The organism is Gilliamella sp. B3367, from assembly GCF_026536825.1.
GTDB lineage: Bacteria > Pseudomonadota > Gammaproteobacteria > Enterobacterales > Orbaceae > Gilliamella > Gilliamella apicola_E.
In genome coordinates this window covers 93566-110155 of sequence record NZ_JAFNNJ010000004.1, presented here as the reverse complement: position 1 = coordinate 110155, position 16590 = coordinate 93566, and the positions used below count along the sequence as shown (strand labels likewise).

At 36.8% G+C, this 16590-nt stretch carries 12 protein-coding genes; 6 read left to right on the top strand and 6 right to left on the bottom strand.

What is annotated here, in order from left to right; genetic code table 11:
• Positions 1 to 221: 221 nt before the first annotated feature.
• On the top strand, positions 222 to 1403 hold the full coding sequence (locus tag J3U23_RS07840; protein ID WP_267337430.1) for an MFS transporter: 1182 nt from the start codon (positions 222 to 224) through the stop codon (positions 1401 to 1403).
• Between the two features lie 54 nt (positions 1404 to 1457).
• On the opposite strand, the gene surE is transcribed toward J3U23_RS07840, so the two are convergent.
• Positions 1458 to 2234, bottom strand: a complete 777-nt coding sequence (gene surE / locus J3U23_RS07835) for a 5'/3'-nucleotidase SurE (protein WP_267338945.1) — start codon at positions 2232 to 2234, stop codon at positions 1458 to 1460.
• Between the two features lie 23 nt (positions 2235 to 2257).
• Positions 2258 to 3109 carry a neutral zinc metallopeptidase gene (locus J3U23_RS07830; protein ID WP_267338944.1) on the bottom strand — a complete coding sequence of 284 codons (852 nt, stop codon included), beginning with the start codon at positions 3107 to 3109 and terminating at the stop codon, positions 2258 to 2260.
• Positions 3110 to 3381: 272 nt separating this feature from the next.
• On the opposite strand from J3U23_RS07830, the gene proP reads away from it, so the two are divergent.
• Entirely contained in the window at positions 3382 to 4860 is a 1479-nt protein-coding gene (gene proP / locus J3U23_RS07825) for a glycine betaine/L-proline transporter ProP (RefSeq protein ID WP_267330641.1), read from the top strand.
• A gap of 790 nt (positions 4861 to 5650) precedes the next feature.
• Positions 5651 to 7357 carry a D-lactate dehydrogenase gene (dld, locus tag J3U23_RS07820; protein WP_267330640.1) on the top strand — a complete coding sequence of 569 codons (1707 nt, stop codon included), beginning with the start codon at positions 5651 to 5653 and terminating at the stop codon, positions 7355 to 7357.
• Positions 7358 to 7416: 59 nt separating this feature from the next.
• On the opposite strand, the gene mutS is transcribed toward dld, so the two are convergent.
• The gene (gene mutS, locus J3U23_RS07815) at positions 7417 to 9969 is read right to left on the bottom strand and encodes a DNA mismatch repair protein MutS (protein ID WP_267338942.1); all 2553 of its coding nucleotides are present in this window, start codon (positions 9967 to 9969) and stop codon (positions 7417 to 7419) included.
• A 567-nt stretch (positions 9970 to 10536) separates the two neighbouring features.
• Here mutS and gapA point away from each other — a divergent pair.
• Positions 10537 to 11535, top strand: a complete 999-nt coding sequence (gene gapA / locus J3U23_RS07810) for a glyceraldehyde-3-phosphate dehydrogenase (RefSeq protein WP_065563148.1) — start codon at positions 10537 to 10539, stop codon at positions 11533 to 11535.
• Between the two features lie 135 nt (positions 11536 to 11670).
• On the opposite strand, the gene J3U23_RS07805 is transcribed toward gapA, so the two are convergent.
• The 3 genes from J3U23_RS07805 to yjgA form a co-directional block, all read right to left on the bottom strand.
• Positions 11671 to 11880 carry a cold shock domain-containing protein gene (locus tag J3U23_RS07805; protein WP_025315032.1) on the bottom strand — a complete coding sequence of 70 codons (210 nt, stop codon included), beginning with the start codon at positions 11878 to 11880 and terminating at the stop codon, positions 11671 to 11673.
• A 391-nt stretch (positions 11881 to 12271) separates the two neighbouring features.
• Positions 12272 to 12796: an inorganic diphosphatase gene (gene ppa / locus J3U23_RS07800; protein ID WP_065563147.1), complete on the bottom strand. Its 525-nt coding sequence runs from the start codon at positions 12794 to 12796 to the stop codon at positions 12272 to 12274.
• A 69-nt stretch (positions 12797 to 12865) separates the two neighbouring features.
• Entirely contained in the window at positions 12866 to 13402 is a 537-nt protein-coding gene (gene yjgA / locus J3U23_RS07795) for a ribosome biogenesis factor YjgA (protein WP_065563146.1), read from the bottom strand.
• A 77-nt stretch (positions 13403 to 13479) separates the two neighbouring features.
• Between yjgA and pmbA the strand changes: the two genes are divergently transcribed.
• Both pmbA and J3U23_RS07785 read left to right on the top strand, forming a co-directional pair.
• Complete coding sequence (pmbA, locus tag J3U23_RS07790; RefSeq protein WP_267338941.1) at positions 13480 to 14832, top strand: metalloprotease PmbA; 1353 nt, start codon at positions 13480 to 13482, stop codon at positions 14830 to 14832.
• Positions 14833 to 14838: 6 nt separating this feature from the next.
• Entirely contained in the window at positions 14839 to 16575 is a 1737-nt protein-coding gene (locus tag J3U23_RS07785; RefSeq protein WP_267330638.1) for a SulP family inorganic anion transporter, read from the top strand.
• The last annotated feature ends 15 nt before the right edge of the window (positions 16576 to 16590 follow it).

Below are 16590 nucleotides of genomic sequence, written 5' to 3'. Positions count from 1 at the left end.
ACGTTTGAATTACACCCGCCTAGGCGGGTTTATTTTTAAGTTTTTTTTCGAAAAAAAGTTGAGGAGCGGGGTTTTTTAAGCCTTAAATCTACCATTTATTATTACATTTTTAGTATTAATGTTGGTGGATTGTTTAAAAAGCCTTTATTTAAATACGCCTATATTCCCACTAATTTTAGGGGTATAATTGATGCACTTAATTTCATGGTAAATCGGCTTTTATGACTTCTTCATTCCTTCGAAAATCGGGTGTTGTTTTTGGTGCTTTTTTAGTAGCAACCTTTATTATTGGGGTGGCGGGTGCTTTGCAATCACCTACTTTAAGTCGTTTTTTATCGTTTGAAGTTGGCGCTGATCCTCGCTTAGTGGGGGCGTTTTATTCGATTAATGCGTTAGCGAGTATTATTGGTAGTTATCTGTTAGCTAAGTATTCAGACAATAAGGGTGATAGGCGTAAGATTGTTATTTTTTGTTGTTTGATGGGGCTGGCAAATAGTCTGACTTTTGCCTTTTCACGCAACTATTATGTCTTAATTACGTTAGGCGTATTTTTTGCTGCTTTAGCGTCTGCCGCGATGCCACAGATTTTTGCTATGGCGCGTGAGTATGCAGAAAAGAGTGGACGTAATGCGGTTGCCTTTAATTCCCTGATTCGTGCACAGTTGTCATTAGCGTGGGTGATTGGCCCTCCATTATCTTTTGCTTTGGCGATCAAGTACGGTTTTACCATCATGTATTTGTGTGCAATGTCGATGTTTATTATTTCGATGATTGTGGTAGCAATCTATTTACCACCCATTGAAAAAAAGGTTATCAGTTCGTTTACTGCTAATGAGTTGGCGGTGGCAAACCAATCAATTTTTACTAATCGTAATGTCATGTGCTTGCTAATTTCTACCATTTTTATGTGGACCGCTAATATGATGTATATCATCGATATGCCGATTTATGTAGAAACGGTTCTGCACTTATCTGATTCATTACCTGGTGGGTTGATGGGGTTAGCGGCAGGGATTGAAATTCCTATTATGATTATTGCGGGTTATTTGGTCCCCGTGTTAGGTAAGCGAAATCTATTTTTTATCGCTATAATTTGCGGAATTTTATTTTATATTGGGATGATTCTGTTTAAAGATTCAACCATGTTATATGTGTTGCAACTTTTTAACGGGCTGTTTATTGGGATTGTTGCTAACATTGGTATTATCTATTTCCAAGATTTGCTACCAACTCGTATGGGCGTGGCTTCAACGCTATTTAATAATGGTATTATTTGCAGTGTCATTTTAGCTGGTATCATTCAAGGTTTTGTTTCACAAGCTTACGGGCATGAAGTGATTTATTGGATTGGTTTAGTGATGGTGACGATTTCGTTTTTATTCTGTGCTTTAGTGAAGAAATAATTTATTTACGTCTTCCTGAGTGATTTAGGAAGACGTATAGACAATATCTAAGTTTTATACTTTGAACGTTGCTTTTATTTGTTGATATAACGCGTAATTCGTACGTTCATAATTTAACGGTGTAATAGCAATATAACCATCATTAGCTGCATCAAGCTCTTTGTCGATATCAACCTTTACACTTTGGTTACGTTTAGCTCTAAACCAAAAGTAGTCATGACCTTCTGGATCTTGAGTTTCTGCAATAACAAATTGGCTTACATCCGGCTCGCCCTGTTTTGTGATTTTTATCCCTTTTATTTGATCGGCTTGGCAATTAGGGAAGTTGATATTGAAGCAAGTCTTATTTGAAAGGGGGTAGAGTTGTCTGATTATCGATTCAGCAAGATGAGTTGAACAGTGCCAATTGGTTGGTGTGTTATCTTCACTGCTGACTTGACTTAGCGCCATGGCTGGCACGCCTAGCGTCATTGCCATCATTGCTGCCCCCACTGTGCCCGATAATATTGTTTCAAATCCCAAATTAGATCCATTATTAATTCCTGACAGCACGAGATCGGGTAATTGATTAGCCATTAGTGATTTTATGGCAAATAGTGAGCAGTCAGCAGGGGTGCCGTAGACTGCGTATTCTGTATTGCTACGTTTTTGAACGCGAAATGGCGACTTTAAACTAACTGAACAAGAAACGCCACTTTGATCAACAACAGGTGCGACAATCCAAACTTCGTTTGCTATGTTTTCAGCCACACTTTTTAAAATCTGAATTCCAGGCGCATCAATGCCATCATCATTGACTAAAAGTACTCGGTTGACTAATTTTTTTGACATATTGGTTCCTTTTTTATATTTCCTTATTGAATAAATGTATTGCACTGATCCATCGACCCACTGTCATAACCACGTTTAAACCATGTATAGCGTTGTTTTGATGTACCATGAGTAAAACTATCAGGAACAATATAACCATTATTTTCTTGTTGTAGGCGATCATCGCCAATTGCTTGCACAGTATTTAGGGCTTGCTCAATATCGCCCGTGTCTAAAATATTTTTTACGCCATTGCCCCATAATCCCGCATAACAGTCAGCTTGTAATTCAAGTTTGACCGATAGTTGGTTACGGATTAGTGCAGATTGATTTTGCGATAATTGTTCAACTTTATTAAATGTGCCAAGTAAATTTTGTACATGGTGCCCAACTTCGTGTGCAATCACATAACCTTGTGCAAAGTCACCTCCGCCACCTAGGCGTCTTTTCATCTCTTGATAAAATGATAAGTCAAGATAAACCGTTTTATCGAGATTGCAATAGAATGGTCCCATCATGGCTTGCCCGGTACCGCACATGGTTCGGGTTGCTCCGTTATAGAGTACGAGTTTAGGGGGAATATAGGTTTTGCCTAATTTTTGGAATTGTTCGCGCCAGAAATCTTCGGTACTTGCTAATATTACTGAAGTAAATTTATCTGCGTCGTTAGGTTGGGTGTTGTCAATCTGGCTTGTTGATGTGGAATCATCCAAATCAATCACATTGCTGTCGAGCAAACCGGTTAAGTCAACGCCATAGTAGCCTGCCACTAATACAACAACAAATAAAACAATTTTACCTTTACCACCAATTGGGATGCGTGTCCCAATATCACTTCCTGATTGTGAGCGGCGATCTTCAATGTTATCACTCTCTCTTTGGTCTCTCCATCTCATAGGGAATACCTCATCAGTTTTGGTAACATCATTCTAAAGGATAATAGATGAGGTTACTAGCACTACTCATCATAAAAAGAGGATGTGATAAATGGGTTATTTTTGCTTTTTTTAGGTATATAATTCTTACCTATATCGCATCAATTGAATAAGTAAAATTGGTGTGATTGAATTTAAAACCTCATCTGACTCGCATAATTTGATTTAGTTTATCTTTGGCATGGTAGCCGGTTATTTATTTTTATATTAATGAATTTTAAAGGCGGTACTTCATGGCGCAATCGAATAATAAACCTTTGGATATTGATGATATCCCTATCATTAATGATAATCAGCTAAAAAAAGCCACTTGGGCATCGGCGTTTAGTAATGCTATTGAGTGGTATGATTTTGGGGTATACAGTTTTGTGGCGTATATTATTGGGCAGGTGTTTTTTCCTCATGTTTCACCTAGCGTGCAGATTATTGCTGCGTTATCGACTTTTTCTATTCCTTTTTTTGTTCGCCCTTTAGGGGGGATTATTTTTGGTTTAATTGGTGACAATATTGGTCGCCAAAAAGTGCTATCTATCACTTTAGTGATAATGTCGTTAAGCACATTTTGTATTGGGTTGATTCCAACTTATGAGACGATTGGTATCACTTCGCCTGTGTTGCTGTTGATTGTTAAATTAGCCCAAGGGTTTTCAATCGGTGGGGAATACTCTGGCTCAGCAACGGTAGTTGCCGAATATTCGCCCGATCGTAAACGTGGTTTTATTGGTGGTTGGCTTGATTTTGGTTCAATGGTGGGTTTTATAATTGGTGCAGGGCTAGTGGTGTTTTTATCAATGTTACTCAGTCAATCGGCGCTATTTAGTTGGGGCTGGCGAATTCCGTTTTTAATAGCCTTACCGCTTGGGATCATTAGCTTTATCCTACATCATATTTCAGAAGAGACACCAACTTTCCAACAACACCTTGAAGCCAGAGAGTCGCAAGATAAGGCTGAATTAACACTAAAAAAAGTTGTCGGTAAATATTGGCAGCATATTTTAATTTGTGCGGGATTGGTTATTGTAACAAATGTCTCGTTTTATCTATTGCTAACGTATATGCCAAGCTATTTAGCGCATAATTTGAATTATGATACTGAACAAGGTTTGCTTATTATTATTGCGATTATGGTCGGGATGTTAATTATTCAACCTATTATCGGGTTATTAAGTGACAAGGTGGGTCGTAGACCTTTCATTTTGATCGGAAGTATAGGTTTATTGCTATTATCTTATCCTGCATTTATGTTAATTAATAGCCAGCAAATACCTTTGGTTTTTTTAGGCGTATTTATTTTGGCCCTGTTTATTAACTGCTTTACTGGAATCATTACCTCAATATTACCCGCAATGTTTCCAACTAATATTCGCTATAGTGCTATTGCAAGCATTTTCAATGTTGCCATTATTATTGCCGGGGTAACGCCAACATTTGTGGCATGGCTTGTTGAATCAACTGGTAATTTATATATGCCCGCTTACAATTTAATGTTAGCAGGATTCATTGGTGTGATTACTGGGCTTGCTATGCATGAAACTGCAAATAAACCTTTACACGGCACTAATCCAACCGCCGCCAGTCGAGACGAAGCGCAATCACTTCTATCTGAACACTTTGATTCCATTGAAGAGGAAGTTGAAGATATCGATGAGCAGATCGAGGAACTACAAAATAAGCGACAAGAACTTGTCGATCAACATCCTAAATTGGATTAGTTAACTTTTTCCATTGCTTAGAATTAGTTTATAAAAGTTGAGGAAAGGAGGCTAAAGCTATTAAGCGCCAAACGTTTTACTCACTATTGGCTTAAATTGTTTAATATAAAATTATATTTTATACTGGATCGGATTTTTGACTTAGCAACGGAAAAGGAATGGGTAAAGTCACTTTTGAGCAATTTATTTATTTAAGCATTGTGGAATCGTATTGTTTTTCATAATGATTTATATGCTCAATGAATTTGATGCTTATTTAAAAGAAAGAGAAAGTCAAAGTCAAAAGCGAAAGAAGCCGAAGAAAATATTCAAAACAGATGTTCCATTAATTAAGTCGGTACAAGAATTTAAAAAATTAAAAAAGAGTAAACGCCGTAAATTTAGTTTTATGTGGAAGTGTTTTTATCGAATAAAGGATTTTTTTAGAAAAAAAAGTTGAGGAGTGGGGTTTTTGCAATTTTAAAATCGCTCACTTTTATATCTTTTCTAATATCAAACCGTAGTCATTTTATATAACTTTTTTTATTCTAAACAAGTCTATTTTTAACTGGCTGTTCATCATTTTTTTATAAGCATTTTATTCAAAATTTATTCTAAAAATGTTAACTTTTTCGTCTGCAAAATAGGTTAACTACTTTTCCCTTTTTTTTGATTATTTTTAGCTTTTTGTGTCAGTTTTGATATTTAGCGCTATAAAGTTTACTCCCCTCTTTTCAATAGATTATATTGGTTATAATATATCCAAAATTGGTTGAATTTACTTATAATAATTCAAAGAAGGGAAGATAAAATGGTTGCAAATAGTACATCAGATCTGATAACAAAATTAAAAAATATTGTTGGTGATAAATATACCTTAACTGATCCAAATCGGACTTTACCTTATCGTCAAGGTGCGCGTTTTGGTGTAGGTGATGCATTAGCTGTTGTTATTCCAGGCACGCTTTTAGAACAGTGGGAAGTTTTAAAGGCTTGTGTTGAGGCGGATGTGATTGTCATTACACAGTCTGCCAATACGGGGTTAACTGGTGGTTCTACTCCTGATGGTAATGATTATGACCGGCCAATTGTTATTGTTAGTACTCGTCGATTAGATGGTATTCAAGTGATTGAAAATGGTGATCAGGTGGTCTGTTTACCGGGTAGTACGTTATTCCATTTAGAAAAAGAGTTAAAAAAATATCACCGTGGTCCTCATTCTGTAATTGGTTCGTCTTGTATAGGTGCTTCGGTTTTAGGTGGCGTTTGCAACAATTCCGGCGGTGCTTTGATTCAACGTGGTCCTGCTTATACGCAAATGGCGGTATTTGCCCAGTTGGATGAGCAAGGTCAGCTACATTTAGTCAACCATTTAGGGATTGAATTAGGTGATACGCCAGAAGCAATTTTAGAAAATTTACAAAAACGTGCTTATACCGATAACGATGTTAACCCTAATGCAGGTTTAGGCCATGATCACCATTATTGTGATCATGTTCGACAAATCGATGCTGATACACCCGCTCGATATAATGCCGATCCAAGTCGTCATTACGAAGCGTCAGGTAGTGCTGGTCGATTGATGGTTTTTGCGGTGCGGTTAGATACTTTTCCTTTAGAAGAAAAGACCGCGGTATTTTATATTGGAACTAATGATACCAACGAGCTGGATGATATTCGTCGTCATATTTTAGGAACTTTTAAGCATCTGCCAATTTCAGGTGAATATATTCATCGTGACGCGTTTGATATTGCAGCGGTATATGGCAAACATCTATTTTTAGCTATTCAGAAATTGGGTACCGATACGATCCCTCGTTTGTATGCATTTAAGAATGTTGTCGATCGTATTGTGAGAAAAATTCCTTTCTTCCCTAACAGTTTTTCTGATTGGTTTGCGGTGAATGTGTGTAAGTTGTTACCTAAGCATTTGCCAAAATCGATGCGTGATTATCGTGATCGCTATGAGCATCATCTCATTTTGAAAATGTCTGATGACGGCATTGCCGAAGCTGAGGCATTTTTGAAGGAGTATTTTGCAGATAGTGAGAAACGTAGTGGTAGTTATTTCCGTTGTGATGATAAGGAAGCTGAGGCCGCTATGTTACACCGCTTTGCAACAGCCGGTGCTGCTACGGTTTATCGTAATGTTCATACTAAGACTGTTGAGGATTTGGTCGCTCTAGATATTGCTTTGCGTCGTAATGATAAGGAGTGGTTCGAAACGTTACCAGAAAGTATTAGTCAGCATTTTATTCATAAACTTTATTATGGACACTTTTTCTGTTCAGTGTTCCATCAAGACTATTTGGCTAAAAAAGGGACTGACTGTACTAAGATGAAAGAGGAGATGTTGGCGATACTCGATCAGCGTGGAGCACAATATCCGGCCGAACATAATGTTGGTCATTTGTATCATGCTAATTCTGATTTGAAAAATTTCTATCACGAGTTAGATCCAACTAATAGCTTTAATCCGGGTATTGGTAAAACATCTAAAAAGAAATTTTGGAAATGATTTAGAAACTAAACTGAACATTAAAACCGCCATTATTGAATTAATGGCGGTTTTTTTATTTAGAGTAATTTTTTTAGTTGATAGATTGCTTCTAACGCTTGTTTTGGCGTTAATGCATCTGGATCGAGCTGTTGTAGAGCTAGCTCGACTTCTGATGGTTCAGTATCACTGATCAAGGTCAGTTGTGAGCTTTCAATATGGCTGTCAGCTGTTGAGAGAACTTCTAGCTCTTTTAGCTTCTGTTTGGCTCGTTTTAATATCGTTTTAGGCACACCGGCTAATCCTGCCACAGCTATACCAAAACTTTTGCTCGCTGCACCTTCGGATACTTCATGAATGAAAGCGACAGTATTGTCGTGTTCAATCGCGTCAAAATGGATGTTGTAGACACCTTGTATCTGTTGAGGTAGTTGCGTTAGTTCAAAATAGTGGGTTGCAAATAGCGTCATCGCTTTGATTTCGTTAGCCAAATTTTCAGCACACGCCCAAGCTAATGAGAGACCATCATAGGTTGATGTTCCCCGGCCAATTTCGTCCATTAAAACTAAGCTATTTGGTGTAGCGTTATGCATAATGTTGGCAGTTTCGGTCATTTCAACCATAAATGTCGAACGCCCAGATGCTAAATCGTCAGATGCGCCAATACGGGTAAAGATACGATCAACAGGGCCTATTATTGCTTTCGAAGCTGGGACAAAGCTACCAATGTAAGCAAGTAAGACGATCAACGCTGCTTGGCGCATGTAGGTGCTTTTTCCGCCCATATTAGGGCCAGTGATAATTAGCATTCTTCTATCTGATGATAGTGAGAGTGAGTTGGCGATAAATGGCTTTTGTAATACTTGCTCGATCACAACGTGCCGCCCATCTTTGATTTCAATACCCGGTTTGTTGGTTAATGTTGGGCATCGGTAGTTGAGCGTTAGGGATCGTTCAGCAAGATTAGTCAGTACATCAAGCTCGGCAATCGCATCAGCGCTGGTTTGCATGTTAGCTAATTCTGGCATAAGTAGGTCGAACAGCTGTTCATAAAGCTGTTTCTCTAGTGCTAATGCACGACCTTTAGACGTTAAGACTTTATCTTCGTACTCTTTTAACTCAGGAATGATGTAGCGTTCAACATTTTTAAGTGTTTGTCTTCGTGTGTAGTGTATTGGCGCTAGGTGGCTTTGACCTCGGCTAATTTGGATGTAGTAACCATGTACCGCATTAAAGCCTACTTTTAAGGTGTCAATTCCTAAGGTTTCACGTTCTCGAATTTCAAGTTGTTCTAAGTAGTTAGTTGCACCATCTGCTAAATTGCGTAGTTCATCTAATTCTTGATGATAACCAGCAGCAATTACGCCTCCGTCTCGAATAATAACGGGTGGGGCTTCGACTATTGCACGATTTAAGATATCAGCAATTTGGTCAAATTGGTTAATTTTGGCGCGTAATGCAATTAGTGATGGTGCGTTGAATTCGGATAGCTGTTGTTGAAGCGTTGGCAATAGGTTATAGGCATCGCGTAGGCGAGCGAAATCACGCGGTCGAGCACTTCTCAATGCTAATCTTGCTAAAATTCGTTCAAGATCACCAATCTGTTTTAATAGCGGTTGTAGGTCGATGATATGGTTTTGCAGTTCTTGAATTGCTAGCTGTCGGTTTTGTAATATTGCTAGATTACGGATTGGCGAATGCAGCCACCGTTTAAGCATTCGGCTACCCATTGCAGTTTGGGTTTTATCTAAGATATCAGCTACAGTATTTTCTGTTCCACCTGATAGGTTTTCGGTAATTTCTAAGTTTCTGCGAGTGGATGCATCGAGTACGACAAAATCAACTGGCGATTCTTTAACTATTGAGCGAATATGTGGCATGGCTGTGCGTTGGGTATCTTTTACGTATTGTAATAAACAGCCTGCTGCACATAATGCATAATGGCACTCTTCTACCCCATATCCAATTAAATCATTAGTTCCAAATTGTAAATTGAGTTGTTGTTTGGCGGTTTCGAGATCGAAGTCCCAAATTGGTCGCCGCCTTAATCCGTGACGATTTTCAATTAGGTTCATTGATTGAAAATCTTCTGGGTAGAGTAACTCAACTGGGTTAGTTCGCTGTAATTCTGCTTGGATAGCTTCTGGATTATCGCATTCAAATACAAAAAAACGGCCTGAACTTATGTCTAAAGTGGCGTAACCAAAGTGCTCTTTTTGTTGCCATATGCACGCGAGTAAGTTGTCTTTGCGATCTTCTAATAGTGATTCATCACTCACTGTGCCTGGTGTAACAATTCGAACAATTTTACGTTCAACGGGGCCTTTGCTGGTTGCAGGATCACCTATTTGCTCACAAATTGCTACTGATTCGCCAAGCGATATAAGTTTAGCTAAGTAGCTTTCAACTGCATGATAAGGCACGCCAGCCATAGGAATTGGCTGTCCATTTGATGAGCCTCGTTTAGTCAGCGATATATCTAAGAGTTGCGAACCACGTTTGGCATCATCATAAAACATTTCATAAAAATCACCCATTCGATAAAACAGTAAAATATCCGGATTTTCTGCTTTCAATTTTAGGTATTGTCGCATCATTGGTGTGTGGTCGGTGAGGTTGTCGTATTCGGTCATATTATTAATTCTTTTTTATCTAAAACTCTGGCGATTATTATCTCTAACCTTGCTTGTATTTTGTACAATCTTCGATTTTGCTCTTTAAGTAACCCTGTTTTTAAAATGCTAAAAATTGGTTCAACTTATTATCTTATTCGATATTGTATATTTTTGGGTGATTGTATCATTTTATATGGTGTAATGAAAATGAACTGATTGTTTGTAAATAATAAAAACAATGAATAATGTAGAGTTTAAAGCGATGATTATATTTCATCTATCAACTTTTTAAGTTAATCGATATTATCGCTTTTGAGGTTGAAGTGAGTTTAAGTCATTATCAATAAAATGAGTGTTAGTGCATTATCATTCTTGATTTAAAATAAGTTTATATTGAAAATAAAATTAGCTTTTTGATTTATAATATGCCTATTTAGGCTGGCTATCATCGGATGATAATTAAGATGGTTTTCTGTTAAATTTATTCTTACCAATTATTTTAATTCAGCTTGAATAAACCTCAAAAATTTGGTAGTTTATTGCCAATTATTTTATCATTTAACACAAATAAAGAAGGTAATTGTTATGACAATCAAAGTAGGTATTAATGGTTTTGGCCGTATCGGTCGTATTGTTTTCCGTGCTGCACAAAAACGTTCTGACATCGAAATTGTTGCAATCAACGATTTATTAGACGTTGATTATATGGCTTATATGCTTAAATATGATTCAACTCACGGTCGTTTTGACGGTACTGTTGAAGTTAAAGACGGTAAATTAATCGTTAATGGTAAAACAATCCGCGTTACTGCTGAAAGAGATCCTGCGAACTTAAAATGGAATGAAGTAGGTGTTGATGTTGTAGCTGAAGCAACTGGTTTATTCTTAACTGATGAAACTGCTCGTAAACATATCCAAGCTGGTGCTAAAAAAGTTGTTTTAACTGGTCCTTCAAAAGATAGCACACCAATGTTTGTAATGGGTGTTAATGATAAAGATTATGCAGGTCAAGATATCGTTTCTAACGCATCTTGTACTACTAACTGTTTAGCGCCTTTAGCTAAAGTAGTTAATGATAACTTCGGTATCGTTGAAGCGTTAATGACTACAGTTCACGCAACTACAGCAACTCAAAAAACTGTTGATGGTCCTTCTCATAAAGACTGGCGTGGTGGTCGTGGTGCTGCTCAAAACATCATCCCTTCATCAACTGGTGCTGCTAAAGCTGTAGGTAAAGTTATCCCTGAATTAAATGGTAAATTAACTGGTATGGCTTTCCGCGTTCCAACTCCAGACGTTTCTGTTGTTGACTTAACTGCACGTTTAGCTAAACCAGCTAAATACGAAGATATCTGTAAAGTTATCAAAGCAGCAGCTGAAGGTCCTATGAAAGGCGTTCTTGGTTATACTGAAGATGACGTTGTGTCTACAGATTTCTTAGGTGAAGTTTGTACTTCTGTATTTGATGCTAAAGCAGGTATCCAATTAAGCGATAACTTTGTTAAATTAGTATCTTGGTACGATAATGAAGTTGGTTATTCAAACAAAGTATTAGACTTAATCGCAGTTGTTTCTAAAAAATAAGAAGCATTGTCATTGATAAAAAAAGCGACCTTGAGTCGCTTTTTTTATTTCTGCTAAGAATGATTATTCGTAAGCATAAAAAACGCCTATTTTTTCAAATAGGCGTTTTACTTTTATTATTTAATTAAAATTTAATTAGATAACAACAACTTCAGCCGCTGCTGGTCCACGTGGGCTATCTTGGATCGCAAATTCGACTTGTTGTCCTTCAGCTAAGGTTTTAAAGCCGTCGCCTGAGATTGCAGAGAAGTGAACAAATACATCTTTGCTTCCATCGGCTGGGGTAATAAAACCAAAACCTTTACTTTCATTGAACCATTTTACTTGGCCTGTTTTTTTATTCATTTACTAGACATCCTAACAATAATTAATAATTTGCCTTATCGGCTGTTTAGGCTTAACAAAACATTGTTTACATCAACTCAAAAACTAATCTAACCAGTTTACCACTAAATTAAAAAGTTAATCGTTTCCATAAAAATGCTTATTTTGTTCACCCACGACTATTACCTCATAAATCATAATCGAAAGCAAGAGTTTCATGACATTTTTTTCATCTTAGGATGAAGTTTTTTATATGATTTTTTGGTAATTGATCGTTTTTTGATCTATAGCAAATTACTGATATTATAACTACTTGAAGTTATTTCGAAAGTCAAAAAAAGTCTAAAAATGCGAGTCATAAAAATTTTTCTTTATGACTCGGTAAAGCGATTACTTTTTTGTAAAGAAGGGGTTATTTTGCACGTTCAAATGATTCGATAATTTCTTTGCGAGCTGCTTCTGCGTTATCCCAACCTTCAACTTTTACCCATTTACCTTTTTCAAGGGCTTTGTATTGTTCAAAGAAGTGTTTGATTTGAGATTTTAATAATTCAGGTAAGTCATCTACATCTTTAATATGATCGTATTCTTTTGATAGTTTAGTGTGTGGTACTGCAACTAATTTAGCATCAGAACCCGCCTCATCAGTCATTTTTAATACACCAACTGGACGGCAACGAATTACTGAACCTGGTTGTAATGGGTATGGTGTTGGGACTAATACGTCAACAGGATCGCCATCTAGTGATAAAGTGTGGTTGATATAACCATAGTTACATGGATAGAACATTGCTGTTGCCATAAAACGATCGACAAATACTGCACCAGTGTCTTTATCAACTTCATATTTAATTGGGTCAGCATTCGCTGGGATTTCGATTACAACATAGATGTCGTCTGGTAATTCTTTACCTGCTGGTACATTTAATAGTCCCATTTTTGTGTCCTCTATCTTTTATTTGTTAATTGTGTTTAATGATAAATATAAAGCGAACATTATAAAAATTTACTCTGTTTCGCTCAAATCTTTTAGATATTGAAAAATTTGTCTGGCTGTTTTTGGGGTTTTGTTTGCAGAGAGTTCTTTTTTGGCTAAACGCGCTAGTGTGCGTAGTTGCTGTCTATCTGCGGAAGGGAAAAGCCCCATTATTGATTCTGCATCACCCGTTTCTATAAGTTCGTCACGCAATTTTTCTAATCGATGAAATAGGGCGACTTGTTGGTTATGGCGATTTTTAAGTTTATCCAAAGCTAATGTTATAGGTTCAATATCACGACTTCGAAGTAGTTTACCAATGTATTGGATTTGCCTACGATAGCCTTCTTTTTTTATTTTTTGCGCTAATTCAATCGCATAAAGTAGATCTTCATCAAGGGGAATTTTAGCAATTTCATTTTTGCTTAAGTTGACAAGTTCGACACCTAACTTTTTAAGTGCTTCAGCATCACGTTTGATTTCACTTTTACTGACGTAAATAATGTCATCGTCTTGAGGATCAATGTTGAAGTCAGGTTCTAAATTTGGCTCTTGATTGTTATTCATGCTATTTCTTTTGTTAACTAAAATTGAATTCTGGCATATTATAACGTATCACTAGCAGAATTGTAGAAAATAATAAAATGAGTATTGAACAAATTAAAAAAGACGCGTTAAGCCAAAAGCAACATTTGTCAGCAATTGTTGCCGATGCTATTAGCCAGGCAAAAGCTCGAGTTGATGCGGTTGAGGTATCGATTAATCAATCAACAGGTATTAGTGTTAGTACACGAGATGGTGAGGCTGAGAATGTTGAGTTTAATAGTGATGGTGCGTTAGGTATTACTGTTTATCAAAATCAGCGTAAGGGTAGTGCGTCAACCAGTGATTTGTCGCCACAGGCAATCAGTCAAACTGTGGATATGGCTATTAATATTATGCAATATACGTCAGCAGATCCTTGTTCTGGTCTTGGCGATCCCGATTTAATGGCTTTTGATGCGCCAGATTTAGATCTGTTTTATCCAAGTGATTTGAATGTTGATAATGCAATTGAACAGGCAAAACAGGCTGAACTAAGTGCGTTGGCAAGGTCTTCTTTAATAAGCTGTGACGGTGGTTATTTTAATAGTCGTTATGGTGTTTATGTTTATGGTAATAGTTTAGGGATGTTACAAGGTTACTGTGCAAGTTCGCATTCACTTTCTTGCTCTGTTATTGCTGAACAAAATGGGCAAATGGAGCGTAATTATGAATATACGTCATCCCGTGTTGCTAACCAATTAAAATCACCTGATTGGGTTGGTAATCATGCTGCTGAAAAGGCGGTTGCTCATTTAGGTGCTAAACAAATAAAGACTATGCAAGTTCCAGTTCTTTTTTGTGCAGAAGTTGCTGTTGGGTTGATTCGCCATTTAGTTGGAGCCATTAGTGGTGGTGCTATTTACCGAAAATCCTCTTTTTTATTAGATAGTGTGGGTAATGCGATTTTTCCTGATTGGCTGACAATTTTAGAAGATCCTTATATTTTAAAAGGAGTTGGGTCATCACCTTTTGATAGTGAAGGAACCAAAACAGTTAAGCGCAATATTATTGAAGACGGTATTTTACAAACTTATTTGTTAAGTAACTATTCAGCCAGAAAATTAGGGCTAAAATCGACAGGACATGCTGGTGGTATACATAATTGGTTAGTTTCACCAAGTCAAACTGATGCTGATTTTGATACAATGTTAAGAAAATTAGATAAAGGTGTTGTTATTACGTCATTAATGGGACAAGGTGTTAATAATGTTACGGGTGATTATTCGCGTGGCGCCTCTGGTTTTTGGGTGGAAAATGGTAAAATACAGTATCCAATCAATGAAATTACCGTCGCGGGTAACCTTAAGGATATTTACCAAAATATTGTGGCAATAGGCAGTGATATTGAGACAAGAAGTAATATTCAAACTGGATCAATATTAGTAGAAAATATGAGTGTAGCAGGGAAATAATCAAACATGGGAAAGTTTACCAGTAGCGCATTATTCCAAAAAATTATTTTTTGGATGCCAGGCCTGATGAGTTTATTGCGATATAAGCGCGAATATCTTAGTTTTGATATTAAAGCGGGATTATCAGTGGCAGCAGTTTCTTTGCCTGTTTCTATCGCTTATGCAGAGCTTACAGGCGTCGGTGCGATTGCGGGATTATATTCAACTATCTTGCCGCTTATTGTCTATGCGCTTTTTGGTTCATCCAGGCAATTGATTGTCGGTCCCGATACAGCTACCTGTGCTGTGGTTGCTGCTGTGGTATTTCCTTTAGCAGCTAATGATCCTGTTTTACGTTGGCAATTGGTGGTGCTGTTGACCATTATGATCGGTATTTGGTGCTTGATTGCCGGTAAACTCCATTTAGGTGCTTTGGCGGATTTATTAAGTCAGCCAATTTTGATTGGCCTACTTAATGGGATTTCAATTACTATTATGGTCGATCAGTTAGCTAAGATGTTTGGCTTTAAGTATGATTATTCTTATTTGATTGAACGCATTGCTTATCTACCTTTTAAAATATCTGAAATTCATGTGTTAACGGCATTTATATCTTTTTGTACACTTGCGATTTTGGTTGTATTGAAAAAATTCAAGCCACGTTATCCTGCCCCTTTGTTTGCTGTAATTATTATGACGTTTCTCTCTTGGCTGTTTAATTTTGAACATTATAATGTTCGAATCATTGGTGGAGTAACGAGTGATTTTATTCCTGCTGAGTCATGGATTGATTTTGATAAGGGCTTGATGCGTAATTTAGTCGTTCCTTCGCTCAATATCGCCGTTATTTGTTTTGTAAGTATGATGATTACGGTACGAAGCTTTGCCTCTAAAAATAATTATGAGACTAATGCCGATGTTGAATTTAAAGCATTAGGTATGGCTAACATTGTTGCAGGTTTATCGCAAGGCTTTGTAGTCAGCGGTACCTCATCACGTACCGCGGTTAATGATGCCAATGGTGGTAAAACGCAATTAGTATCAATTATTGCGGCTGTTTTGATTGGCTTTGTCGTATTGTTCTTTTTGTCACCACTACAATATATTCCAACTTGTGTGTTGGCGGTGATTTTAATATATTCTTCTTTATCTCTTATCAATTTCCAAACTATTATCCGATTTTTTAAATTCGATCGTGATGCGTTTTATTTAAGCTTAACTACGTTAATTTCGGTGTTAGTTATTGGTATTATTCCCGGTATGGCGTTGGCCGTTTTATTAGGGCTGTTTTTATTTTTACGTCGTGTGTTTAGGCCGAATGATCAATTATTAGGTGTTGATGAAAGTGGACGAATTCATTCAATTGGTTCGGATGTTAGTCCATTAAGTAACACTATGATTTATCGCTTTAATTCTCCATTAACTTATTTCAATATTGCATACTTTAAACGTAGGATTATTAATTATATAGATGAATCTCCTGAGACAATTAATTATGTGATTGTTGATGCTATTCCTTGCTTTACCTATAAAGATGTTAGTGTTTTGACCGGTATTGACGAGTTGGTTAAATCATTGAAGGTTAGAAATGTGGTACTAATTTTATCTGGCCGACGTAAAACATTGAAGAATTGGTTTAAGCAGATGAATATTAAATTAGATACTGATTATATTGAGTTTGCTTATGATCTTTATTTTGCTGTAAGGTCAGTTCAGAGTAAAGAACATATGGAAAGCAAAAACGACGAGGATATAAATAATTAAATTTTTAATCATTTT